Genomic DNA, 20,451 nt, shown 5'->3' with positions numbered 1-20,451 from the left:
TCTTCTCTCACCACACAGTCCAGCAGGCGTTATGACCATTAATTTATCATCGTTAGTCATACCCACTCCGCTTAAGCACTTTTTACTTATTGTTATCCTGCCTTTGGTAGCTATTACATCAACGTCTATCGTTGTTACTATGAACTCGATTCAACAAGAAATGAACGATAACGCCAAGGCTTACCAACTGTTATTAGTAAGTACGATTAGCGATCTTCAATCCGATAATCTTGCCGCAATAAACGAACCAATTGATTGCAACGAAATGCAAGAAAACCTGATGTTTGAAAATACATCAAGAGAACTTATCGTAGTAAAAAATGATATTGCGGTTTGCTCTTCTAAGCGCGGTATTATTAATATTGATTTAAGTCCATTTATAAAAGCAGAGGGTAACGATGATGGTGCCGCGTTCGTTGATATAAATAAAGATCCCTCGCAGCGAACCTTATTTGTTGTCAATACTGAAGTTAATGATAAACATTCCGGTATTTTCTCGATAGTAAATACAAATCACCTACTTGAAAAGTTTACAACGGTAGCAAATAGCCAATCTAGCTCCGTAACATTAAAGTTCCGAAACAAGTTTTATCCACATCATAGTTCTTTCTCCCCTAAGAATACCCACGCATACAGTCGATCTGAGCAATTTAATTTTGATGTATTAGTTGAAGCGAACTCTTCTTACGTGGCCAATAATCTAGTACTTGCATGTATCAGAGCCGTAGCGGTATCTCTGCTAGTATCTTTGATTATCTTCCTGTCAATGAAAGGTTTTCGTAAGCGTTCAACTCTAGTGGATGATCTAAAAAAAGGGTTAGTCCGTCATGAGTTTTTCCTATGCTACCAGCCACTCATTAATTCGGCCGATCAAAATATTGCCGGCGTAGAGGCTCTAATTCGATGGAATCACCCAAAGCTAGGCTTAATTCGACCAGACGTATTCATTCCACTTGCTGAGCAGCAAGGTCTTATTAATAGAATCACTGATTATGTAATTGAAACAGCGTTGCAAGACTTATCTGAACTTCCAAGTAACAAGCTTATTCACTTAGGGATTAACGTTCCACCAAGTTACTTGCACCAACACAAGTGCATTGATCTACTAGATTCATACAGAGAAAAGTTTTTTAAGATTGGATACATACTAACAATAGAAGTCACTGAAAGGCAGATGTTAGATGAGACTGGCCGAGATACGATTAAACGGTTAAGAACAAAAGGTATTAAAGTATCTATCGACGACTTTGGTACAGGGCACACGTCACTTTCTGTTCTTCAATCCATTAATTTTGATTACTTGAAAGTAGATAAGTGCTTCATTGATACCATTGGCATCGAATCAGTTAGTGCACCAGTATTAAACGCTATTATCGATTTGGGCCATAGACTAGGAGTAACCATCGTTGCTGAAGGGGTTGAGTCCATACATCAAGTAAACTATTTGGTTGATCAAAATGTTGCTGTTCTACAAGGATACTACTTTTTTAAACCACTACCTTTGCCTAAACTTAAACGCTTGTTTGAAGAGAAGGCAAGTTAGTCCTTAAAATCCGCGATGTTTCCAAAACTGTTGCTCATCTTTAGCCGTCAAGTGGAACGTTTTCTCTGCGACTACACGGCCTTGTAATTCGATCGTCATGCTCCACTTGCCAAGTTTATCTTCCAAAGGCTCCCAGACGGTGTCACCTAGGTAAAAGTCATAGTCGTTACTGTTGATGTACTCTTCACCAGTAAATGGTTCTAGAGGCTCTCCTTTTTTGCTCAATATACCGGGGTGATCAATACAGAACGAAAACTTTTCACCCTTCGCTTTTTTGATATTTATAATAAGGCCGAACTCAACATCAATCTCAGCAGGCACATCGGTTGTAAACTCTTGGATTTTCGGTAAGTGTTTAGAACGAGAATCCCACTGAGTATAGATTCCATAAGAAGTTATTTCGATTACTGGCGATCGTTTTGCCATTGCTGCCACCGTTTGTTCATTTTAAGAATTGTCTTTTTGTCCACACCATGAATATTTTCATACGCTCCCGTACATTCAACCACTTCAAACTTAATCCCATGCTGAATGGCCAATTTGTAATACGGTTGAATCTCCCAACGGCGCACAAACGTGTTGGATACAACGACACTGTCACCATTTAGCACAGCCTGTTCAACTTGGTTAAAGCACCACTGATGTGCTTTTGAAATCAGCTCTACATCATAACGGTATTCACCTTTAGCGTTTACAAAGTACATGTCTGCTTCAAAATGTGGAATATTCATTGAGTGTGCAAGTGTAGATTTCCCTGAGCCAGGTAAGCCACGGATAAGAGTCAACGTCTGAGTCATGATTAATATTTCATAGCGAGCAAGTATGAATAGTAACGCAATTTAGATTGAATTTGCTATCGACATCTCATTCCGATTGCGCTAAGTTTGGATGTATAGACGTCTAAAACAATAGCTAAGGGAGAAAAGCTGTGCCGATTAAGATCCCCGATCAACTGCCTGCATCCGATGTTTTAAGAGAAGAAAACATCTTTATCATGCCGGAATCTCGCGCCTCTACTCAGGAGATCCGTCCTCTAAAGGTGTTGATCTTAAATCTTATGCCTAAGAAAATTGAGACTGAAACTCAATTCTTGCGCCTATTATCAAACAGTCCACTTCAAGTTGATGTTGAGCTGCTGCGCATTGATGACCGCCCAAGTAAAAATACGCCGACCGAGCACCTTGATAATTTCTATCGTCAATTTGAGATGGTAAAAAACCGTAACTTCGATGGGCTAATTATTACCGGTGCTCCCCTTGGTCTCGTACAGTTTGAAGATGTGATTTATTGGGATCATCTTAAAACGATAATGAGTTGGGCAAAAAGCCATGTAACATCAACGTTATACGTATGCTGGGCTGCGCAAGCTGGACTAAAACTGCTCTACGACTTACCTAAACGAACCCGTAAAGATAAATTATCGGGTGTTTATCACCATGAAATTCATCAACCTTATCATCCTGTTTTACGTGGTTTTGATGACACTTTCTTAGCCCCTCATTCTCGCTATGCGGACTTTTCGACAGAATTTTTAGAAGAGCATACTGACCTAGATATTCTTGCAAGCTCTGATATTGCAGGCGTTTATTTGGCAGCAACAAAAGACAAGAGAAATGTTTTTGTTACTGGTCACCCTGAATACGATGCTTTAACACTGCATCATGAGTACATTCGTGATCTAGGAGAAGGCATGGAACCAGCGATGCCAATTAACTACTATCCGAATAATAATGCGGATAATAAACCCTGTGCGAGTTGGCGAAGTCATGGTCATTTGTTGTTTTCAAATTGGCTTAATTACTGTGTTTACCAACAAACACCTTACGATCTTGATAAGTTTAGTGAAGACCACTTTACCAAAGATGATTAGTCTTAGATTTATCGTCTAACCTGCTGTTACTTATTAAGTATTTGGTTAGTAACTAATGGATAAAACGGTCACAAATGTGGCCGTTTTTTTATGATTGCAAACTTGATCGCATTGTTTTTTATTAACCAATCATCGTAGAAGTATTCGGAATATTATGAGCTTGCTAATAAGGAGCGCTCAATGAAGAAGGTATTTTCTGCGATATCACTGCTGTCACTAGCAGGCTGTATTACAGTGACTGATGGTGGTGAACCGCCTACCAAAGCATCAACCATTGAAATGGCTGAGACACGCGTAGCTTTAGGATTAGGTTACCTAGAGCAAGGTAATATGATCAAAGCTCGAGAGAATTTTGAAAAAGCACTTCAACACGCACCCAACTACTATCGCTCGCAATTAAGCATGGCGCACTATTATGAATCAGTCGGTGAGCCACAAGCCGCAGAAAAAACTTACAAGCGTGCGCTTCGCCTAGAACCGAACAACGGCAATATACTCAATAACTACGGTACTTTTTTGTGCAAACAAGGAAGCTTCAAACAAGCCGATGACTACTTTAATCGAGCCATAAAGCAGCCATACTACTACCTGATTTCTGGCAGTTATGAAAACGCCGCTCTTTGTTCTTTAAAGGCAGGAGATATCGCTAAAGCTAAAGGTTATTTTGAGCGAACACTTGATCACGACCCGAACCGAGTAAGATCAACACTACAGTTAGCCAAAATCGAAATCGAACAAAACGAATTTACTGATGCGCGAATTAGATTGATGAAATTCCACCAACGCTATGGTTTACGTCAGCCCTCATTAACATTACTCGTAGAGCTTGAAACCCGAGCAGGAAATGCAGCTTTAATCGAAAAATATCAGCGTCAGTTAGATCAGCTAATCGCTCGAGAATCATAGAATCGCAACTTTCAAAAATACACGTTATTGCTGCCACAGACTAAAAGAGGAGATGATATGAAAAGGATAGTTTTAAATTTAACCATTTTTCTGTGTTGCCTATTTTCAACGGCTACCTTTGCATTTACGTCAAAAACAATCGACGCCAGCGGAATTGTAGGTACCTATTATTACCAAGAGGGCTCAAAAAACCAACCTGCTGTCGTAATATGGGGTGGATCTGACGGCGGTAACTTCGCAGCTAAATACCCTTTCGTCATGTCTAGTGTAATAGAACTAGTAGATAGTGGCTATGCAGTTATGGGGTTGTCTTATTTTGATTACAACTCACATAGCAATATTCCTGATAGTCTGACAAATGTTCCTTTAGAGTACTTCGATAAAGCTTTTGATTGGTTGGAAAGACAACCAGAGGTTAAAAAAGGTGGTATCGCTATTTATGGAACAAGCCGGGGCGCTGAATTGGCTTTAATACTCGCGACTCACGTTGATAAAATTAATGTCGTTATCGCTGGTGCACCTAGTTCATTCGTCTGGGGGTCGTTCGATCAAACTCAAACACCTGAGCAGTGGATGAATATGGTGAAAACGGATCCATGTAGACCAGCTTGGACTAAAGGTGGAAAACCCATTACAAATATTTGTCATAAGCAAATGCTTAACGTCGACCCTTGGTATAGCGTGATTGATTCGCCTGATAACGTTAAAGACAGTTTAATCCCAGTTGAAAATTCCTCCGCAGCCATTCTTATAACCTCTGGTTCTAAAGATGAAGTTTGGCCTTCTACTCGTATGGGCTGGCAGATACTTGAGCGACTAAAATCAGAGCAATATACGTACCCATATAAGCATATTGTCTACAATACCGGTCATTATGTTTACAACGAAAGCTGGAACGATGTACTCGCATTTATCAAAGAGCACCATACTCAATAGCTACTAAGCTTCAACTACCTTTCTTTCATAAGCCACTCTCGTTTGAGTGGCTCAGAACTCTGACATCCAATATACGAACAACAACTTACTATTAATAAAACGCTACCGTACTACACAATGCACCGAGAGCGTCTCAAGAACTCTTTGAATGTTCAATCAAAGAGGCATCTTATAAGTGAAATATCACGTTACATATACACCGGCTAAAAAATCAAACTGCACCTTATTTTAAACGATATAAATTGATAATCTCTACCATAGATATGGCCAAAAAGTTCTTTGTTACTGAGTGATATAACACTAATCATAAGCACGAAAGCACCTATAGATCTTGGTTATATTTATACCTTTCTTTCCAATTAATAAAAATTAGCAAAGTGCTGTAGTCGTAATACTTTGCTGAAAGTACGTCAGGCAGACCATCGTGATTTCATTACCTCAGCTACCTCAAAAATTACATACACCTATTTGGATATACAGCATAAGCGATGGGCGTGTTATCTTGGCTAATGACTCAGCATTAGATGTTTGGGAGTCCGATTGCCGTGAAGAGCTTTACTCTAGAGATCTTAAAAGCGAAATGTCAGAGGCTGTTTCAGCTACCTTGCTCTACTATCGCTCTTTATTTGAAAAAGGCGAATCTATACAAACTTGGTGGCACCTTTCTCCAAAAAACAAAGTTAAAAAAATCTTGTTCAATTTCTCGGGCATTGATTTAGAAAACGGTGAGAAAGCAATGCTTGCTGAGGTACTCGCTTTTAGCGAGCACTCAAATAACTCAATTTTATTTGATGCTGATGGAAGTACCATTAGCTTTAACGATTCATTCACTCGTTGCTATAAACCGACATTTACTACTCTAGGAGAGTTTGTCGGAAACAGTGCTCTTGCAGATTCATGGATAGATAGGATCAAGAAGGAAAAGGTAGTACATGCCGTCCACAAAAGTTTCATAGGAAAACGTAGCCATTGGTTTAATCTGGAAATACGTTGGCTAGATGACAAACAACAAGTTCTAATGAAGCTCATCAATATGGATGATGAAAAGCATGCATATCATGGGGCAATACATGAATCTGATCATGACTTTCTTACCCAAGTATTAAATCGGAAAGGAATTATTAAGAAAATTGATAGCTCTCCTTATGTAGAAAAATACAGCGTACTGTTCATCGATATTGATGGTTTCAAATTGGTCAACGATAGTTATGGCCATCCTGTTGGCGATCAACTGCTTCAAGAGATCACCCACAAGATAAAATCGATTCTCCCTTGTGGCGCAACCCTAGCCCGTTTTGGAGGTGATGAATTCATCATATATTTACCGGAAGTATGCGGAGTAGAGTTTGCCCAATTAGTCATTCATCAATGCAATCAGCCTATTGATATAGAAAAGATTGGCCGAATAAACGTAGGGTGTAGCATTGGCATCGCAAACTTTCCAGACCATAGTCAGTCTTTTGAACAACTCATTAATTTTGCAGATGTTGCGATGCTAAGTGCAAAAGAGCAAGGGCGTAACAGAGCACATCATTTTGCACCTACCATGCTCAGCGACCTTCATCGTAAATCTACGCTTCGCCAACAGATGGTCACAGCTCTCGAAGAAGATAAGTTTAACCTAGTCTATCAACCTATCTTTGATACAAAGAGCGGCCAACTATCTTCACTAGAGTCGCTAATGCGTTGGAATGACCCACTACTTGGTGATATATCACCTTCCGAGTTTATACCTTTGGCGGAACAATCGGGGCTGATGCCCTCAATAGGTTTGTGGGTGGTCAAAGCTGTATGTAAACAACTCAAAGATTGGAATAACAGCCGATACTGGGCTGTCCATATCAATTTAAGCTCGTATCAACTGTCAGAGGAATTTCCAGAACAGGTACTCGAAATTTTAGACCAGTTCAATGTGAAACCAGAGCAGATTATATTTGAAGTGACTGACTTACTCGTTATTGATGATAATGGGGAAAGCTATAAGTGCTTACTCGCTCTACAATCTAATGGCTTTAGTTTACAACTTGATGACTTTGGATCAGGGTTCTCAAACCTAGATAAGATAAATACTCTACCGATTTCTGTCATTAAATTGGATAAGCAATTTATGAATGAACTTAGCCCGTTTAACAGAGCGGTTATCAAAGCAATTAAGCTCGTTTGCGAAGCTAGGAACATTCCCGTTATTGCCGAAGGTATAGAAACAGCAGAACAACTAAATTATGCAAACGAAAGTAACATCGACTATTGCCAAGGTTTTTATCTAAGCCGCCCAGTTAGCCCGAATAACTTAGATCACTTCGTCACCGCCCAATGTTTCGTTCATTAGCAAGTACCAACGACGACGAAAGAAGCCTCACTGCTTCCCATTTTTCTTACCTTGTTTAAAGGGAGTGTTTATTTTCTTATACTCCCTATACAGAACGACAACGAAGAATAGCAAGCCAACAATGCCGATGAATCCGAATGAATATAATAAGCCATCGCAAAGCCAGTCAGGGTTACAAGGCATATAAATTTCAATATCCATCGCCAGTTACCCCCTATTGTTTAATGGTTAACTTTTTAGCTTCAACCACTGTTTTCGCTGAGTTTCGCTTTTAAATGTCCATGCAACGAACCGACTGATCTTTTGTCCTTGGCACATATCCACAATTTTCATTTCAACTGTGCCAATTGTTTCTAAGGTTTTCTGCATCCACTTTACGTTCTCTTTCTTTGAGATTAACGTAGTAAACCATAAGACCTGATCAGCGTACTGTTTACTTTCAATTGCCATGTTTTTAATAAATTCCGCTTCGCCGCCCGGGCACCAAAGCTCTGCTTTTTGACCACCAAAATTAAGCGTTGATGCTGTCGTTTTCTTATTGGCACCATCAAGCTTAAGCGTGCCTTTTTTAACTTTATTCGCCTTCAGATTTTTGATTTTTCGTTGGGTACCCTGCTCTGCATCTTGGAGGGATTTATGAAACGGTGGATTGCAGGTAGTTATGTCGTAAAACTCGCCTTTGTTGATGATATTTGCAAAAAATGACTGGCTGTTAGTTTGTAATCGGCACTCAACTTTATCCTTCAATTTCTGATTACGCTGCGCAATCTCATTTGCGTTCTGAACTGAAACCTCATCAACATCACTCGCTACACATTGCCACCCATAGTCAGTCGCGCCAATAATTGGATAGATGCAGTTTGCCCCTACACCAATATCAAGTGCTCTAACCAATGAGTGTTTAACTGTTTTGCACTCTTTAGATAATAATTCAGCGGCTCGGTGAATGTAATCGGCTCGACCCGGAATTGGTGGACAAAGGTAACCTTCAGGAATATCCCAGTCAGACACACTGTAATGATGAGCCAATAAAGCTTTATTGAGTAGCTTAACTGAAACCGGGTTTGAGAAATCAATACTCTGCTCGCCACGAGGGTTTAAAATAACACTCGCTTTTAGGTCGGGTAGAGCTGCTATAAGTGCCTCAAAATCATAGCGACCATGATGCTTATTCCGCTTGTGTAAGCCAACTTCGCTTTGAACGGTCTTTATCTTCATCGCTGAACTATCAGATTCATTCTTCGTTTTTTTTCTTGTTGGTTTCATATCGATATCACTTATCTTTTAGTTCTTGATAGATCATAAACATTCGAGCATCTAGTTCCAATTGATGGTAATCGGCTTCCATATGGCAGCAAAGTTGGTAGAAGGCTTTATCGTGACTCTTCTCTTTAATATGAGCGAGTTCATGGACAACGAGCATGCGAAGTAGTGGTTCAGGCGCGGTTCTAAATATGCTCGCGATGCGAATTTCATTCTTCGATTTAATCTTGCCACCATGAACTTTACTGACGTAAGTATGAAGGCCGAGCGCATTATTAATAATATGGATCTTGCTATCGTAGACCACCTTACTTAGTGGTGCCGTTTTTTTCATGTAGCGGTTTTTAATTGCCATCGTATATTCAAACAGCGCTTTTTCACTTTTGATAACATGGTTTTCTGGATAGCGTGATTCAAACCAAGCGACCAGTTTATTAGAAGAAACCAACTGTTCTATTTGAGAAACTATATGCTCTGGATAGCCCTGAACATAACGGAGTGAAGAGTGCATAGATAGGATAACGATGGTGATTAATGGCCGCTAAGTTTATCGGATTTAGCCCTTCGAATCATTGATTTTGTCAGCGTACTTTTCTCGATGAGTGTTTTCCGCTAAACTCCTGCGCTTAAAAGCTCTCCATGTACTGTTTAATCTATTGAGAATCCGTTATGAAACGTATAGTCCTTTATGTTGCCGATAAGTGTCCTCACTGCAAAGACGCTCAACGCTACCTTGACTCTAAAGGTTTAAAGTATCGTTTGACCAACGCAAAAATGCAGCGCGGAAGAAAAGAGCTACAAGCTATGGGTGCTCGCTCAATACCGGTTCTTAAAATCGGCGATCAAGTGATGGTTGGCTGGAATCAAAAGAACTTCGATAAGATGTACAGCTCCTAAAACGAGCTTCAATTTCCCCTAGACATACTGCTTAACAAAGTCGATAAACGTTTTATCGGCTTTCGATTGATATCCCTCTTTTCTCCATGCTAAAACGAGATCCATTTTTACTGGTTCTTCAAATGGAATGCCTACCACTCCCGGCTCGTGGTTTGTCACTAAATTTAATAAAGCTGAGATAGCAAACTCTCGTTTTACAATATTGAGTATCATGGGAATTAGGTTCGTTTCAAACGAGAACTTAAGGTCATAGTCTCCTTCTCGTGACACCTTATCGATGAAATCGCGATGGAAGTAACCGGGCTTAAACATTACCAATTCATGTTCAAAAAACTCAGGGTATGATATTGATTCGTGGTTAGCTAACGGGTGTTGTTCAGATACAACTGCTACCATCTCTCCTGTCATCAGATGATCGACTTCTAAATCTACCGGAATATCCTTATTTACAACGACGCCTATATCGAGTTCTCCATTTAATAACATCTCCCGAATCGATTGAGTTCCCGCATCCACTAGCGTGAGCTTTAGGTTTGGGTAAAGGGATTTAAACGCCATCAATATTTCAGGAAAGAAGTAAGATCCCATCATGCTAGGTGCGCCTAGACGTACCTCTCCTTTATCAAGCCCTATCAATTCATCCATGGCGAGCTTTGCATCATCCAGTTGCTGCAAAATACGTTTCGCATGATCTAGAAGCACTCGCCCTTCATGGGTAAGCTCTACTTTCCTGTCTTGCCGCTTAAATAGCATGACACCCAATTGCTGCTCAAACTTCTTAATAGAAATACTTAAAGCCGGTTGAGCGATATTCAGTGCTTTGGCTGCCATCGTAAAGTGCCCGTACTGAGCAACCATAGCGAAATGTTTCAGCTGTCTTGAATCCATGGTGATATATTATTTATATTGACTGAATATCATTAATATATTTTATTAATCGAAATTTCACTGCTAATTTGATCACATAGTCACTAACTAATACCCAGACGTATCAGTAAACAGGAACCCCCATGGTCGAATTTGGTAGCGCAAAATACCGAAAAATCACACTAAGCTTAGCGCTAGGTTCATTTTTAGTCTTTTGTAATCTTTACCTTTTTCAACCTATTCTTCCTTTGCTTGCAGATCATTTCTCTGTTTCTGAAACACAGATAAATGGTGTATTTGCTGCCTCGACGTTTGCCCTCTCCATTTTTCTCGTCCCTTGGGCTATTTGTTCAGAGTCATTTGGACGAAGAAAAGTGATGTTAATCGGGCTGTTTTCTATGCCTGTTATTGGCGCCATGATGTTAATCAGCGATAGCTATTGGGTATTACTCATTACTCGTGGCTTGATGGGAATAGCGCTTGCTGCCTTTGCATCTGTGGCAGTCGCTTACATGGTAGAAGAACTCAGCCCTGCTGCGTTTGGTCGCGCCATAGGAGGCTATATTGCTGCTAACTCTCTCGGTGGTATCTTCGGCCGGATTCTCGGCGGTACTTTAGCCGATTTATTTAGTTGGCAGTATGCTGTTACCATCATGGCTATCGTTACTTTTGTGGGAGCGATTATTGTTAGCGCTATTTTACCTCAGCAGGAAAACTTCACTCCGCAACGTGGGCTGTTCTTCCACCATAACCGAGCCTTAGTCAAACACATTAAAAACCGTACGATTTGGTTCGCTATGCTCATTGGCGGTGTGAACTTCGCACTGTTTGTTAACTTGTACTCAGTCATGGCGTTTCGCTTAGTCAGTGAGCCTCATAATCTTCCTATCGGTCTCGCCTCATTAATTTTCCTTTGTTACCTAGCTGGAACTATCAGCTCCAAACTAACCGGGCGATGGACACAATCCAAGCAGCCGCTGTCAGGTATGGTCACAGGTAGTATCATTAGTATGATTGGAATGTGGGTCGCTTTGAACGATACACTTCCTATGATGTTGATTGGGCTCTTACTGATTAGCTTTGGTGCTTTTTTCACCCACACGCTCGCCTATTCTTGGGTAAGCCAAAAGGCGACACACGCAAAAGCCACGGCTACCGCTTTGTATCTCATGCACTACTATATCGGGGGCAGTTTAGGCGGTTTCTTTCTGATCTATTGCTGGCAACACGGCGGCTGGATTAGCGTTGCAATGGGAGGCATGGTTTTATACGCGTTACTGTTCTCACTTTGCTACGCTCTTTATCAACGCACAAAAATTCAGGCAATTCAGGTCACAGATGCAGCGGCTAATACCGTCAGGCCATAGAGGCTATTCTTCGTCTCAATTTCTGCTATCCTGTTGCAAAAATTAGTTAAGAATCTCTAATGAATAAATATGAATTGGCTGAGAAGCAAACAGAGCAATGGTTAGTGGATGTAATTGTAGGGTTAAACCTGTGCCCATTCGCACACAAACCTAATAAAAATAAGCAGATCAAAATAGCGGTAACGCCTGCGACAACTGAAGAGAAACTTCTAGAATTTATCCTAGAGGAGTTTCAAATACTCGACAGCAAAGACCCTAAAGAGTTAGAAACTACACTCGTTGTTATCCCTGATATGCTTCAAGACTTCATGGACTATAACTTCTTTTTAGATTGGGTCGATGGTCTTATAAAGCAGCAAGATTATGAAGGCATCTATCAAGTAGCCACCTTCCACCCGAACTACTACTTCCATGGCACACAGCCGGAAGATACTGAAAACCTTACGAATCGTTCGCCTTACCCTACTCTTCATTTGATAAGAGAAGAGTCAATGGAAAAAGCGTTAAAGCACTACCCTAATCCTGAAGCGATCCCTGACACTAATATTGCTCGAGTTGAGGCTTTAACAGCACAAGAGAAAGCAACATTATTCCCTTACCTATTGAGTAAATAATCCCAATTTCGCTAGGTGTCTTATATGGTTGGCGGTTCAGAATTGAACTGTCGACCAGCCTCATAACCATTCATAAACAAGCAGCGATGGGTATACGCTGACTGCAACATAGCTGGCAAAGCCTCTTTTTCGTAGCGCTTATTGGCTCGCTCTATAAAATGACCGTATTCAGCTTCAGCGCGAGCAGTGATCAACTCTGACATATCCGTTGGGACTGCGTATTCAACCGCGATTTGTTTAAAATTGCTCTGGTGAACGTCACTTCTATCAAGTTCTAGATAGTTCGCAGCAACAAGGCATGTCGCTTCTTCACTTAGATCAAATACTACTTTTTCTTTATCGACATGGTTAGCTAATGCCGTTCCATTCATACTCATCAAAGTAGACATTCCAACACCAATCAACAGTAACCTTTTTGCACTCATTCTTAATAATCCTAAAGAGTTAGAGGGCGCATAGAATCACACTTAAATATGATGAATTTATTACAGTTTTAAGAGTTTTGAATAAGTATCACATAGAAGAATATCCGATTTAAAATACACAAATCTGTCATAAACAACTCCTAAGATGCCTCCTTCAAATTTTGTTGTATTGAAAAGAGTATCTTATGTTTCAACTACCTATAAAACACACAGCGATTGCATTTGCCGTCACAGCAATTCTAGCTGGCTGTAAAAGTTCAGATTCTACAAGTGAGCGAGACGATTCAAACCTTAGCCCTCACTCTGTGAAAGTGGGCTTGCTTCCTGACACTCAAGGCGGCGGTTGGAACGTTGCTGTTCACCCAATGGAAGCCGTTTTAGCCAAGCACCAAAAAGAAGGTGTGAACATTGTTATTCCAGTTGGCGATTTAACCGATAACGGCTCAACGCATGAATGGGAACAGTGGGTCGGTGTGGCTACTAAATATCGCGATGCCGGTATGGAGTTCTTACCTGTCATGGGTAATCACGAAACCAGCTGGGCTTACACCGTTGAGTGGATTGAGAATATGCGTCATTTCATTCCTGAAGATGCCGTTCACATGCCTTCAGCGGAGTGGCTAAACTACTACGTGGTACGAGACAACGTCTTAATGATTGGCCTAGCTTACTACAACCTGCCCATCGCATTTGGGTGGATTCAAGACGTACTGGCTGACAATGAAGGTAAGTTTGATCACGTTGTGATTGCAAGTCATGACGGCCTGATCGGCGCGAAGTATGGCGAAACACGTGAACAAATTGTAGAGGGAATCAAGGATGATAATCGTCTATTTGATGTCCATAAAGAGATCCGTGAAACCTTCGCAGAGCACGATGTTATTTGGGTTCAAGGCCATGAGCACATGTATCAACGTTCACAAATTCATGCTCGTGTTCTAGGTTCTAACGATCCCGGTGGTCGTTCAACCGTCGATACACTAGCGTCAACACCTAGTGGTGGCAATTACCGCATGCCCTCTTACACACAAATTATTAGTGGTAATGCCTCATACAAAGGTTACGAGTATCGTTACGGCGAACGAGAGTTAATTCAAGATGTCATTCAGCATAAAATGGCAACGTATGATACCAGTATGGATTCACACCATTACGATGCTAATGCGGCAATTCTAACATTTGATGGTCAACGTACTGATTACCATGCTTATTACGCACCGCATACAATCAAAAAGAACGAAGAAGGCCCTAAAGAGTTAGCCGATCCACAATGGACGTTAATGGATACCTTTAGCCGAACTCTAGAGCGTTGTGAAACCTTAGTGTATCCAAACTCAATCCCAGAAAGTCAACGCCCCATTCTCAACCATATTGTTGAGTACAAAACGGCGGATTGCATGGGAAGCAACGGCGAAACGGCGAAATTGATTGGTGGAACAAACAACACCTTTAACCGTGTCGATACAACTCAGCGTAATTTAAGCTTTCATGAAGGCTTAAAACGAGCAGAGTCAATGAACGACTTGATGCGTTTGAGCTATCAATTCCTATTCACTAAAAACAGCAGCTGGGATCCAAACCTTAATGCCGTCAATCGAATCATGCCGGGGGAAAACGGCGAGGATGAGTTCGGTGCTCGTAAAGGAACAGTTGTCATCCCAGCAACAACCATCGATATGAAAAAACACGTTACATTAAGTTGGGAGTCAAAAAATTCAAATACAGCGTCTGATATTTTAATAGTGAGTGGCATGCAGAACCATGGTGGTGTGTATCAAAATTCCCACGGTGGTGAGCATGATATATCTCAAGTATTCGGTTTAAATGGTTCAAGGCCTGATTGCGAATGGAAAGATCCTATCGACCCGAATTTCGAGCACTGTGGTAAATTACCGGTAGATCTTCCAGCTACAGCTACTCAAGGTTGGGATGTAAAAGAGATCATTGGTGATAACTACGGTATCGAATTTAAAACCGATAAAAACACTCAAGCAAACAATGTTCTCTTGGGTCAACGTATCAATGGTAGCTGGAGTCCTATTACACCAGCGCATTGTATTGTTGATCTACCGTGGGACGAAGACTTTGCTAACAACCCACCACAACTACCAAGCCCTAACTGTGGTGACTACCCTGTTGTGGGTTACGACAGCAATCACGAAAACCTTTGGTGGACAATTGCCAACAAAGACATCGAAATTGCGCTAATCAGAAAATAAAACAGGCAGATCAACCCGAACGTATTATGCGTTCGGGTTTTATTTTGTTCGTGGGTAAAGCCTACTGCATTTGTTGTGGTCTAGGTAACTGACAGGTTAAGTTGTACACCAACGCAGGGTTAATTAATTTGGGTTCAGCAAGTTGCTCATCTCTCTCTTCTCGGTGACAGACAAACTCTTGTTCTGTCGTCTCCTCTTGGATAAAACAGTTCTCATGCTTCTCTTCACCAATCGTTGTCATGTGGACCAACTCATCCACTGCTTTAGGATAGTTGTGACACAAATACACCTTAGTATCATCGTCCATATCATAGAGCTTGGTTAATGAATGAAACATCTGCTTCGCGCTACCTCCGGGGAAATCAGCCCGCCCAGTACCATGATGAAACAAAGAGTCCCCTACAAACACGGCATCTCCTACTTTGTAGGTCAGGTCAGAAGGCGTATGCCCCGGAGTATTGATAACTTCCAAGTCTGAATCGCCGAATCCAAGGTGCTCGTGATCCAACAAATAGTTTTCAAATTCGTACATCTCACTCAGTGCTAAATCGTCTTTCCACGTTGCGTATACTTCTTTCACTGCATCTGACACATGGATAGGTGCGTTGAGCTTTTCATGTAAGAAGAATGAACCTGTCAGGTGATCTGCATGAATATGTGTTTCTAGGATTGCTGTGACGTGTAATTGATGCTTTTCGATGTAATGCAGAATCATCTGAGAAGACTCAAAAGTCACTTCTCCTGTGGCTTCATTATAGTCTGCCACAGGATCTATAACGATCGCTTCATTCGTTGCAATGTCGGATACTACGTAGCTGATTGTGCCTGAAACGGGATGAAAGAAATGCTGAACTTTCTGCTTGGCCATGTCGCCCCCTAACGCTAAACGTTAATGCTTATAATGGATTAAACTGATACCGAGATCGTATTTATGAGTGTAGTTTGCAAAGCGATAATCGTCAGTAATTGAGAAAACTATCAACGAAAAAAAACCAGTCATGATTAATGACTGGTTTTTCAAATTTCATATCGAAGGTGATAATTTCTTTTTATTTCGCAACGTTACCCGCAACGTTTAGTGCATCCCATGTGCGAGCAAAAGGAGGCGCGTAAGCGAAATCTAAGTAACCTAGTTGTTGAGTCGTCATCTTAGCGGTAATCGCAACAGCTAACGCATTAATACGACCAACTGCACCTTTCTTACCGATAATTTCACCACCCAAAAGTACTTTTGTTTCAGGATGGTAGAGTACTTTTATCTTAATGTCTTCTTGACCCGGGCAGTAATCTGTTTGGTTCTTATCTTTGATGATAGACGTCTTGTATGCAATGCCATGCTCTTTCGCAACGACTTCAGAAATACCCGTACACGCCAACTCAAGATCCAGTACTTTCAGACACGACGAACCCAAGAAACCATCAAGGAATGTGTCTTTACCTGCAAGGTGATCCGCCATCATACGGGCTTGCTTATTGGCAGTTGTCGCAAGTGGAAGATAAACCATTTTATCCATAGCGATGTGATAGCTTGTTGCACAGTCACCAACCGCGTAAATGTATTCGTCTTCAGTTTGACCAAATTCATTCGTTAATAGAGCGCCATTATCATATTTCGGCAAATCAAACGCTTCTGTATTTGGCTTGAAGCCAAGTGACATAATAACAACGTCTGCTTTTACAACACCATCATCAGTCTGAATCTCGTAGCCACCGTCTTTAGCATCAGAGATGCTTTGAACGCTACAGCCTAATTTCAGATCAGCGCCACTTTCACGGATATCATCTTCAACCGTATCAATCATTTCTGGGCTAAATTGACGGCTCATTACCGTTGCTTCGCGCTCGATGATCGTTACGTTTTTATTTAGGTGTTCTGCTGCATCAAAAACTTCTAGGCCAATAAAGCCCGCACCGATGATACAAACATTATTCAGTTCTTTGTTTTTGAATGCTTCTTTAACGGCAAGTCCATCTTCCATGCTTGTTAGTGTATAAACATGCTCAGAATTGTACTCACCAAATTTAGGGATGATTGGACGAGCACCAGTACATACGATCAGTTTGTCGTACGCGAGTTCATATTCTTCTTGGCTTGTTTTAATCGAAACAGACTTGTTGGCTTTATCTAAACCGATAACTTGAGAGTCCAAACGCAAATCCAAACCTGAAGCAATGGCTTGCTCTGGAGTGCGTGAAATCAGGCGCTCCGTATCATCAAACATACCCGCTGTGAAATATGGCAAACCACAGCCACCAAACGAAACGTAATCACGTTTTTCGATAACGATGATCTCTTCACTTGGTTGATTTCGTTTATATTTTGCAGCGAAACTCATACCAGCGGCATTGCCACCTACGATTACTGTTGTCATCTTTTATTACCTATAAAAATTAAACAAAATTAGCTCCCGAAGGAGCTAATTTAAAGTTACATAGTGATTATGCAACTACTTCACTGTCTGAAGATGGATTCGCATGTTCAGCGTTATACGCTTCTTCATCCATCGTGCCATTCTTCTTAGCCGTTAGAACACCCGATAGCATAGAGCCAGAGATGTTAAGCGCTGTACGAGCCATGTCAATCAGTGCTTCAATCGATACTAGGATTGCAACAACGGTGATATCCAAGCCCATAATAGTCAGTACAGCAACTGCAGCGAATGTAGCACCGCCACCAACACCTGCGATACCGAAAGAGGCGATAGCGATTACAGCAACCAGTTGAGCGATGAATGCGAAGTCTACAGGAATACCCATAACTTGAGCAGACATGATAGCTAGCATTGCTGGGTAGATACCCGCACAACCGTTTTGACCGATACTTGTACCAAACGTTGCTGACATGTTTGCTGTTTCTTCATCGATACCCATGCGTTGAGTTTGAGTTTCAACGTTTAGCGGGATAGCAGCCATGCTTGAGCGAGAGCCGAAACCGAACACAAGTACAGGCCAAGTCTTCTTAACAAACTGCATTGGAGACAAACCAGTGAATGCAACCATACCGATGTGGATAGCGTACATTACAAAGATTGCAGCGTAGCTTGCTACAAGGAAGCGACCCATTTCAGCAAGAGCAAACAGATCGTTTGTCATCATGAACGTTGTCATCAGAGCGAATACACCATATGGAGTAAGCTTCAAGATTTCACGTACCATAGACAGTACAACTTCTTTTGCAGCATTGATGAAATCAACAAAGCTTTGTACTTTTTCAGGACGACGAGTTCTTACTTGTAGGATACAGTAACCAAGGAACATGCCGAATAGAACAGTCGATAGCGTAGATGTTCTTTCAGAGCCCGTTAGCATGTCGAAGATGTTCGCTGGGATAATAGATAGAGCAAGACTTGCTAGACCATTGTTCGCCATTGATTCTTGTGTAGAAGCAAGGTTTGCACCACGAGCGTCCATTGCTGCGCTTGTACCTACAGTGCTAACAAGTGCGTTTGCATCAATACCGAAGATGTAGATTGCAGCAACACCAATTAATGCAGAAAGACCACACGTTACAATAAGAACGCCGATCACTTTAGGCGCGATACGCGACAGTGCACCACCACCTTCTACGTTCATGATTGAAGAGATCATCGCTACGAATACAAGCGGGATAACAATCATTTGTAGAAGTTTGATGTAGCCTTTACCAAATACTGAGATTAACTCAGCGAAACCGTTTACTGCTTCGTTACCAAAGCCTAACGTCAGTTGAATAGCGCCACCAAACAGTAGACCACCAACTAAAGCGGATAGAACACGGAAATTAAACGTTTTTTTCTGTTTCTTAAATTTAGAAAGTATGACGTAAAAGGCAAAGAACAGAACACTAAGTGCGATAAATGTAAAACTCATAAGATACTCCAACCAACCCTGTGATTACTTACGATAAGCAATGGCTTCAACTTCAACCAATGCGTCTTTTGGTAAACGAGCAGCTTCAACACAAGAGCGAGCTGGTGCGTTTTCCGTTCCAAATACATCTGAATACACTGCGTTAAATGCAGCGAAGTTTTCCATGTCTGATAAGAAGCAAGTAGTCTTGATGACAGTATCAATGCCAGCACCACCCTCTTCTAATACCGCTTTTAAGTTTTCTAATGACTGACGAGATTGCTCAGTGATTCCACCTTCAACAAACTCCATCGTTTCAGGAACTAAAGGAAGTTGACCTGAACTAAATACCAAGTCAGCAAATGTCGCACCTTGTGAATACGGCCCGATAGCTGCTGGCGCTTCGTTGGTATTAATGATTTTCTTCATTATTGATACACCTATATTTTGATTATTAATTGATTAAAATTTCTGATTTGAATTCGCGTAGATATTTGTAAATCGCTTGGCGCGTAATGCCCAAACGTTCTGAAACTTGTGTGGTTGTTTCCTTTAACTCGAAAACACCGTTATCAAAAAGACGTTTTGCTATTGCTTTATTGCGCCCTTTAACAGAGACAGATGAATCATTATCAATCTCTTCAATAACACTGCTTAACGCTTGCTCGATAACATCAGTAGCGTTAGTACTAAAATTTTCATTGACCATAGAGGTGGTCACCGAGACATCGGGCATTAATGTTTTAATGATTTCTGGAAACGGGAACGAAAGATTCATATTGATACAAAGCATGCCAATCGCTTTATTGTCGTAACCCGCCAATATGCAAGTCGTTGACTTTAAAAGTGAGCCATCGCAGCTATTAGTGAAGTAACTCTTTGGTGATACGACGCCTGAATTTTCATAATCACGCCACATTTTCAAGCCAAGATCGGTAATTGGAGCGCCAATTGCACGACCAGTATGATGACCATTAACGATCTTAACGACAGACTCTTCGAAGCTTTCAAACGAATGAATAACCACCTCACAGTGAGGGCCGATCAGATCGGCTATGGTATCTGCCAAGCGAAAGTAGTTAATCAAAGACTCTCGATCTTGTTGAGAAAACATCACTTGCTTTAGCATTTCACTCATCCGTTTACATTAATTTACTCTATGAGGGGTAGACTACCCAATTAGTAGTAATTCGGCAAATTTCAGTAAACTATTTTCAACTAATAAAAAGTCTAAAATTGAGCTACATCAAGGTATTTAGTGCTGATTTTAATCAATTAATTGATAAAGATCTCACTAATAGTGTGGATATAGTAAAGAATTGTTACCTTTACCAAAGTTTACAATATTAAACTATTAAGGATAAAAGTGACGCAAAATGCGCCCCAA

20 protein-coding genes are annotated in these 20,451 nt (G+C 41.0%); 9 read left to right on the top strand and 11 right to left on the bottom strand.

What is annotated here, in order from left to right; all coding sequences use genetic code 11:
* The first annotated feature begins 31 nt into the window (after window positions 1–31).
* Window positions 32–1,543: an EAL domain-containing protein gene (locus L4D20_RS20195; protein ID WP_428803387.1), complete on the top strand. Its 1,512-nt coding sequence runs from the start codon at window positions 32–34 to the stop codon at window positions 1,541–1,543.
* A 3-nt stretch (window positions 1,544–1,546) separates the two neighbouring features.
* Here the strand turns inward: L4D20_RS20195 and L4D20_RS20190 are convergent, their stop codons facing one another.
* The gene (locus L4D20_RS20190) at window positions 1,547–1,969 is read right to left on the bottom strand and encodes a DUF3859 domain-containing protein (RefSeq protein WP_428803386.1); all 423 of its coding nucleotides are present in this window, start codon (window positions 1,967–1,969) and stop codon (window positions 1,547–1,549) included.
* Window positions 1,948–2,340 (bottom strand): ATP-binding protein, encoded by a 393-nt coding sequence (locus L4D20_RS20185; RefSeq protein ID WP_428803385.1) that lies wholly within the window; start codon window positions 2,338–2,340, stop codon window positions 1,948–1,950. Before L4D20_RS20185 ends, L4D20_RS20190 begins: the two co-directional genes overlap by 22 nt.
* A 131-nt stretch (window positions 2,341–2,471) precedes the next feature.
* On the opposite strand from L4D20_RS20185, the gene metA reads away from it, so the two are divergent.
* The 4 genes from metA to L4D20_RS20165 all read left to right on the top strand — a co-directional run bounded on the left by metA (window position 2,472) and on the right by L4D20_RS20165 (window position 7,584).
* Window positions 2,472–3,413: a homoserine O-succinyltransferase MetA gene (metA, locus tag L4D20_RS20180; protein ID WP_428803384.1), complete on the top strand. Its 942-nt coding sequence runs from the start codon at window positions 2,472–2,474 to the stop codon at window positions 3,411–3,413.
* 180 nt (window positions 3,414–3,593) lie between these two features.
* The gene (gene pilW / locus L4D20_RS20175; RefSeq protein WP_428803383.1) at window positions 3,594–4,319 is read left to right on the top strand and encodes a type IV pilus biogenesis/stability protein PilW; all 726 of its coding nucleotides are present in this window, start codon (window positions 3,594–3,596) and stop codon (window positions 4,317–4,319) included.
* A 57-nt stretch (window positions 4,320–4,376) separates the two neighbouring features.
* Window positions 4,377–5,255, top strand: coding sequence for an acyl-CoA thioester hydrolase/BAAT C-terminal domain-containing protein (locus tag L4D20_RS20170; protein ID WP_428803382.1), 879 nt, complete (start codon window positions 4,377–4,379; stop codon window positions 5,253–5,255).
* A 424-nt stretch (window positions 5,256–5,679) separates the two neighbouring features.
* A complete protein-coding gene (locus L4D20_RS20165; protein ID WP_428803381.1) occupies window positions 5,680–7,584 on the top strand; it encodes a putative bifunctional diguanylate cyclase/phosphodiesterase in 1,905 nt (634 codons plus the stop codon).
* Between the two features lie 228 nt (window positions 7,585–7,812).
* Here L4D20_RS20165 and rlmF read toward each other — a convergent pair whose 3' ends face one another.
* Together rlmF and L4D20_RS20155 are read right to left on the bottom strand one after the other, a co-directional pair.
* Window positions 7,813–8,850 carry a 23S rRNA (adenine(1618)-N(6))-methyltransferase RlmF gene (gene rlmF, locus L4D20_RS20160; protein ID WP_428803380.1) on the bottom strand — a complete coding sequence of 346 codons (1,038 nt, stop codon included), beginning with the start codon at window positions 8,848–8,850 and terminating at the stop codon, window positions 7,813–7,815.
* A 7-nt stretch (window positions 8,851–8,857) separates the two neighbouring features.
* Window positions 8,858–9,358, bottom strand: a complete 501-nt coding sequence (locus tag L4D20_RS20155) for a YgjP-like metallopeptidase domain-containing protein (RefSeq protein ID WP_428803379.1) — start codon at window positions 9,356–9,358, stop codon at window positions 8,858–8,860.
* Window positions 9,359–9,516: 158 nt separating this feature from the next.
* On the opposite strand from L4D20_RS20155, the gene L4D20_RS20150 reads away from it, so the two are divergent.
* Window positions 9,517–9,744: a glutaredoxin family protein gene (locus L4D20_RS20150; RefSeq protein ID WP_428803378.1), complete on the top strand. Its 228-nt coding sequence runs from the start codon at window positions 9,517–9,519 to the stop codon at window positions 9,742–9,744.
* An 18-nt stretch (window positions 9,745–9,762) separates the two neighbouring features.
* On the opposite strand, the gene L4D20_RS20145 is transcribed toward L4D20_RS20150, so the two are convergent.
* Window positions 9,763–10,632, bottom strand: coding sequence for a LysR family transcriptional regulator (locus L4D20_RS20145; RefSeq protein WP_428803377.1), 870 nt, complete (start codon window positions 10,630–10,632; stop codon window positions 9,763–9,765).
* A 122-nt stretch (window positions 10,633–10,754) separates the two neighbouring features.
* Between L4D20_RS20145 and L4D20_RS20140 the strand changes: the two genes are divergently transcribed.
* Window positions 10,755–11,978, top strand: a complete 1,224-nt coding sequence (locus tag L4D20_RS20140) for an MFS transporter (RefSeq protein ID WP_428803376.1) — start codon at window positions 10,755–10,757, stop codon at window positions 11,976–11,978.
* Window positions 11,979–12,037: 59 nt separating this feature from the next.
* A complete protein-coding gene (locus L4D20_RS20135; RefSeq protein WP_428803375.1) occupies window positions 12,038–12,592 on the top strand; it encodes a DUF1415 domain-containing protein in 555 nt (184 codons plus the stop codon).
* Between the two features lie 20 nt (window positions 12,593–12,612).
* Here L4D20_RS20135 and L4D20_RS20130 read toward each other — a convergent pair whose 3' ends face one another.
* Window positions 12,613–13,017 (bottom strand): hypothetical protein, encoded by a 405-nt coding sequence (locus tag L4D20_RS20130; protein ID WP_428803374.1) that lies wholly within the window; start codon window positions 13,015–13,017, stop codon window positions 12,613–12,615.
* A 185-nt stretch (window positions 13,018–13,202) separates the two neighbouring features.
* On the opposite strand from L4D20_RS20130, the gene L4D20_RS20125 reads away from it, so the two are divergent.
* Window positions 13,203–15,236 (top strand): metallophosphoesterase family protein, encoded by a 2,034-nt coding sequence (locus tag L4D20_RS20125; protein WP_428803373.1) that lies wholly within the window; start codon window positions 13,203–13,205, stop codon window positions 15,234–15,236.
* 61 nt (window positions 15,237–15,297) lie between these two features.
* On the opposite strand, the gene L4D20_RS20120 is transcribed toward L4D20_RS20125, so the two are convergent.
* The 5 genes from L4D20_RS20120 to L4D20_RS20100 all read right to left on the bottom strand — a co-directional run bounded on the left by L4D20_RS20120 (window position 15,298) and on the right by L4D20_RS20100 (window position 20,193).
* Complete coding sequence (locus L4D20_RS20120; RefSeq protein WP_428803372.1) at window positions 15,298–16,104, bottom strand: MBL fold metallo-hydrolase; 807 nt, start codon at window positions 16,102–16,104, stop codon at window positions 15,298–15,300.
* Between the two features lie 181 nt (window positions 16,105–16,285).
* Window positions 16,286–17,608, bottom strand: coding sequence for a CoA-disulfide reductase (locus tag L4D20_RS20115; RefSeq protein WP_428803371.1), 1,323 nt, complete (start codon window positions 17,606–17,608; stop codon window positions 16,286–16,288).
* Between the two features lie 67 nt (window positions 17,609–17,675).
* Entirely contained in the window at window positions 17,676–19,085 is a 1,410-nt protein-coding gene (locus tag L4D20_RS20110) for a cation:dicarboxylate symporter family transporter (RefSeq protein WP_428803370.1), read from the bottom strand.
* Between the two features lie 24 nt (window positions 19,086–19,109).
* Window positions 19,110–19,493 carry a RidA family protein gene (locus tag L4D20_RS20105; RefSeq protein ID WP_248010210.1) on the bottom strand — a complete coding sequence of 128 codons (384 nt, stop codon included), beginning with the start codon at window positions 19,491–19,493 and terminating at the stop codon, window positions 19,110–19,112.
* A 25-nt stretch (window positions 19,494–19,518) separates the two neighbouring features.
* The gene (locus L4D20_RS20100; protein WP_428803429.1) at window positions 19,519–20,193 is read right to left on the bottom strand and encodes a helix-turn-helix transcriptional regulator; all 675 of its coding nucleotides are present in this window, start codon (window positions 20,191–20,193) and stop codon (window positions 19,519–19,521) included.
* Window positions 20,194–20,451 lie beyond the last annotated feature (258 nt).

This window comes from Vibrio kyushuensis (assembly GCF_050337325.1).
GTDB classification, from domain to species: Bacteria; Pseudomonadota; Gammaproteobacteria; order Enterobacterales; family Vibrionaceae; genus Vibrio; species Vibrio kyushuensis.
The sequence above is the reverse complement of the archived record's forward strand: the minus strand, read 5'-3'. Positions and strand labels throughout refer to the sequence as shown.

Excerpts from the sequence above, each read along its gene's own strand:
- L4D20_RS20110 (WP_428803370.1), bottom strand. The coding sequence starts at position 19,085 with ATGAGTTTTACATTTATCGCACTTAGTGTTCTGTTCTTTGCCTTTTAC.
- L4D20_RS20100 (WP_428803429.1), bottom strand. The coding sequence starts at position 20,193 with ATGCTAAAGCAAGTGATGTTTTCTCAACAAGATCGAGAGTCTTTGATT.
- L4D20_RS20115 (WP_428803371.1), bottom strand. The coding sequence starts at position 17,608 with ATGACAACAGTAATCGTAGGTGGCAATGCCGCTGGTATGAGTTTCGCT.
- L4D20_RS20130 (WP_428803374.1), bottom strand. The coding sequence starts at position 13,017 with ATGAGTGCAAAAAGGTTACTGTTGATTGGTGTTGGAATGTCTACTTTG.
- L4D20_RS20150 (WP_428803378.1), top strand. The coding sequence starts at position 9,517 with ATGAAACGTATAGTCCTTTATGTTGCCGATAAGTGTCCTCACTGCAAA.
- L4D20_RS20140 (WP_428803376.1), top strand. The coding sequence starts at position 10,755 with ATGGTCGAATTTGGTAGCGCAAAATACCGAAAAATCACACTAAGCTTA.
- L4D20_RS20145 (WP_428803377.1), bottom strand. The coding sequence starts at position 10,632 with ATGGATTCAAGACAGCTGAAACATTTCGCTATGGTTGCTCAGTACGGG.
- L4D20_RS20135 (WP_428803375.1), top strand. The coding sequence starts at position 12,038 with ATGAATAAATATGAATTGGCTGAGAAGCAAACAGAGCAATGGTTAGTG.
- L4D20_RS20190 (WP_428803386.1), bottom strand. The coding sequence starts at position 1,969 with ATGGCAAAACGATCGCCAGTAATCGAAATAACTTCTTATGGAATCTAT.
- L4D20_RS20170 (WP_428803382.1), top strand. The coding sequence starts at position 4,377 with ATGAAAAGGATAGTTTTAAATTTAACCATTTTTCTGTGTTGCCTATTT.
- rlmF (WP_428803380.1), bottom strand. The coding sequence starts at position 8,850 with ATGAAACCAACAAGAAAAAAAACGAAGAATGAATCTGATAGTTCAGCG.
- L4D20_RS20185 (WP_428803385.1), bottom strand. The coding sequence starts at position 2,340 with ATGACTCAGACGTTGACTCTTATCCGTGGCTTACCTGGCTCAGGGAAA.
- L4D20_RS20105 (WP_248010210.1), bottom strand. The coding sequence starts at position 19,493 with ATGAAGAAAATCATTAATACCAACGAAGCGCCAGCAGCTATCGGGCCG.
- L4D20_RS20125 (WP_428803373.1), top strand. The coding sequence starts at position 13,203 with ATGTTTCAACTACCTATAAAACACACAGCGATTGCATTTGCCGTCACA.
- pilW (WP_428803383.1), top strand. The coding sequence starts at position 3,594 with ATGAAGAAGGTATTTTCTGCGATATCACTGCTGTCACTAGCAGGCTGT.
- L4D20_RS20195 (WP_428803387.1), top strand. The coding sequence starts at position 32 with ATGACCATTAATTTATCATCGTTAGTCATACCCACTCCGCTTAAGCAC.
- L4D20_RS20120 (WP_428803372.1), bottom strand. The coding sequence starts at position 16,104 with ATGGCCAAGCAGAAAGTTCAGCATTTCTTTCATCCCGTTTCAGGCACA.
- L4D20_RS20155 (WP_428803379.1), bottom strand. The coding sequence starts at position 9,358 with ATGCACTCTTCACTCCGTTATGTTCAGGGCTATCCAGAGCATATAGTT.